This is a genomic window from Streptomyces sp. NRRL F-2664, from assembly GCF_000719345.1.
Lineage (GTDB): Bacteria > Actinomycetota > Actinomycetes > Streptomycetales > Streptomycetaceae > Streptomyces.
On sequence record NZ_JOFX01000223.1, the window covers coordinates 1 to 1,236 of the forward strand.

At 66.3% G+C, this 1,236-nt stretch carries 2 protein-coding genes; one reads left to right on the forward strand and one right to left on the reverse strand.

Annotation, left to right across the window (positions count from 1 at the left end; translation table 11 throughout):
• Positions 1 to 66: 66 nt before the first annotated feature.
• Positions 67 to 699, reverse strand: a complete 633-nt coding sequence (locus IF89_RS0135470) for an IS630 family transposase (protein WP_199820655.1) — start codon at positions 697 to 699, stop codon at positions 67 to 69.
• 94 nt (positions 700 to 793) lie between these two features.
• On the opposite strand from IF89_RS0135470, the gene IF89_RS45590 reads away from it, so the two are divergent.
• A partial coding sequence (locus IF89_RS45590; protein WP_199820657.1) for a helix-turn-helix domain-containing protein occupies positions 794 to 1,236 on the forward strand: 443 nt, incomplete at its 3' end.

The window sequence follows — 1,236 nt, forward strand, 5'->3', positions numbered from 1 at the left end:
ACTCCTCCGGATACGGAGACCTACGTCCCACCAGGACACCCTTCCTCGGACCCACAAGATCCATTGTCAGAGTGTCCACACCCCAGGGGTCACCTCATGGGACCGGTCCAGGGCCTGGATGTGAGACTTCTCGTCCACCGCGCGTACCACCGCGCCCTCGGGCGGGTTGAAGTACAGCCCGACGACGTCGTAGGCCTTTGCCACGGACAACGGGTCCGCCGACAGCTTGACGGCTTCCGTCAGGTGCGGCTTGAGCTGGAACTTCCGCCAAATCCGGCCGACCGTGGACTCGGACAGGCCGCTGTACTCCGCCATCGACTTCCGCGTCCAGTGCGTGGCGTTCTCAGGGATCTCCTCCAATGTGGCGATCACAACCGCCTCCACCTGATCAACCCCGATGGTCGGCGGTCGGCCCGGCCTGGGCTCATCGACCAAGCCGTCCAGCCGCTCAACGAGGAACCGCCGCCGCCACTTGCGGACCGTGTCCGCAGAAATCCGCAAATCTCGAGCCACCTCAACGATGCGTGGCACGTCTGGGCCCGCACATGCCAGGACGATCCGGGCCCGCAGCGCCAGGGCCTGGGCGGAGTTCACCCGCCGCATCCAGCGTTCCAGCACAGCCCGCTCGTGCTCGTCCAGCAACAACGGCTCCAGCTTCGGACCACGACGCGGCACCGGCACCCCGGCAGGAGAACTCATGCAAATTCAACGACGGACTACCGGCGCAGGTCACTGCTGATCTTTTCGTTTAGTTCTGTGGGCGTGGTGGGCTTGTTGCTGGGACCCTGGGCTCGTGTCTTTCAAGCCTTCGTCTGTCGCTTCCGATTCTGTCATTCCTCCTTTGACACGGCCGCAGTTGGCCGAGGCTCGGAGTGTGCGGGCGGCCGAGTTGTTCGGGCAAGGGCGCTCGAGTGCCGAGATCGCATGGATGCTGGAAGTCAGCGATGAGAGCGTGCGGCGGTGGAAGCGGGTGTGGGAGGAGGGCGGCACTGGTGCTTTGCGGCGGCGTCCGGCCGCCGGTCGTCGCCCAAGCTGGACGACGGCCAGGTCGAGCAGGTGCGGACCGCTCTGGAGCGAGGTGCCCGGGCGCACGGGTTCGAGGCTGATCTGTGGACGCTGGAGCGGGTCGGTCTGGTGGGGCGAGCAGTCGCATCGTGAAGACGGCCTCGCCCCGTTCATCGACGTCGAGGGCCGCGCAGGTGGCAACCAGCGCGGGGTTGCTCAGGCCGGTGAGGA